Source organism: Cupriavidus sp. SIMBA_020 (assembly GCF_046535395.1).
Classification (GTDB): Bacteria; Pseudomonadota; Gammaproteobacteria; order Burkholderiales; family Burkholderiaceae; genus Cupriavidus; species Cupriavidus campinensis.
In genome coordinates, this window is record NZ_JAWRWU010000048.1 from 1 (window position 1) to 542 (window position 542).

The following is a 542-nucleotide window of genomic DNA, read 5'->3' on the forward strand; positions in this document are numbered from 1 at the left end:
CCGCAGAATCCATTCCTTGCCCGCGCGCGTCACCCGCCAGGCCAGCTCGGGCGTCGGCTCGGGCGTGGCGCCCGCCACGAACACCGGCACCGAATAGCGCATGCGCAGCACGACGCCGTTGACCAGCGGCGTGGAAGGGTCCGGAATCTCGTCGATCACCAGGCGATAGCTTTTCTGCAGCGGCGCCAGATCGTTGCCGCTGCGCACCAGCCGCACCAGTTGTTCGCCCTTGGACGGCACCTGGATGATGGGTGGGCTGGCCTGGATCTCGGTCGTGGGCGTGAGCACATCATCGCCCTGCGCCTGGTCCCAGGCATACACGCGTACCTGGCCGTAGATCGGGGTTGCGCCCGGGTTGCGCAGCAGGATGCCGGTGGCGCCCTGCTGCGGCGCCAGATCCACCAGCACCGGCGAAATCTGCAGGGTGGCGGCCTGGACGGGCACTGCCGCCAGGCTGATCCAGCCGGCCCATATCGCCACGGCCAGCCCGCGCAGGACGCGGGCCACTAGAAGTACACCGTCGCGGTGACAGTGGACGAATA

The 542-nt window shown here is 68.8% G+C and carries 1 protein-coding gene; it reads right to left on the reverse strand.

Annotated elements, in window-relative coordinates; all coding sequences use genetic code 11:
- Positions 1-507: molecular chaperone (locus SB751_RS28075; RefSeq protein WP_410748792.1), on the reverse strand; the 507-nt coding region annotated here is incomplete at its 3' end.
- Between the last annotated feature and the right edge of the window lie 35 nt (positions 508-542).